This is a genomic window from Halalkalibacter oceani (assembly GCF_023715705.1).
GTDB classification, from domain to species: Bacteria; Bacillota; Bacilli; order Bacillales; family Bacillaceae_D; genus Halalkalibacter; species Halalkalibacter oceani_A.
Genome location: NZ_JAMBOS010000086.1, coordinates 1 through 459, shown reverse-complemented (window position 1 = coordinate 459; position 459 = coordinate 1). Strand labels below are relative to the sequence as shown.

Here is a 459-nt window from a genome sequence, read left to right as displayed (position 1 = left end):
ATATATAAAAGCTGAAAGAAGCTCTCGTGACGATGCAACGAAATTTCGAAATTATGCAAACTTGATCGCGAGAAAAGCGTCTCGCAGTGTAGCCAAAAATCCGGCTTCTGCTCGCGTTCTTCTCCATAAAGCTCGTATGTTGGAACAAAATTATCCGACACTTACCCTCCAATCATGTTCGATTTGTACAATAAATAGTCGAGATTATCCATTGCCAGCAGGAACGTTCCTTCAAGAATAAAGACGGAATTGCATTGGGAGGAACTTATGCGCACTCAGGTGGCAATCATCGGATCGGGCCCGGCCGGCCTGCTCCTCGGCCAACTTCTGACTAAAGCCGGGATAGACAATGTCGCGCTGGATCGCGTCAGCGCGGATTATATTCTGGGCCGTGTACGTGCTGGCGTCTTGGAAGAAGGCACCGTCAATCTGATGGATGAAGCCGAAGCTTCAACACGC

The 459-nt window shown here is 48.6% G+C and carries 2 protein-coding genes; both read left to right on the top strand.

What is annotated here, in order from left to right:
• A partial coding sequence (locus M3212_RS21760; RefSeq protein WP_251195988.1) for a hypothetical protein occupies nucleotides 1–241 on the top strand: 241 nt, incomplete at its 5' end.
• Between the two features lie 26 nt (nucleotides 242–267).
• A partial coding sequence (locus tag M3212_RS21755; RefSeq protein ID WP_251195987.1) for an FAD-dependent monooxygenase occupies nucleotides 268–459 on the top strand: 192 nt, incomplete at its 3' end.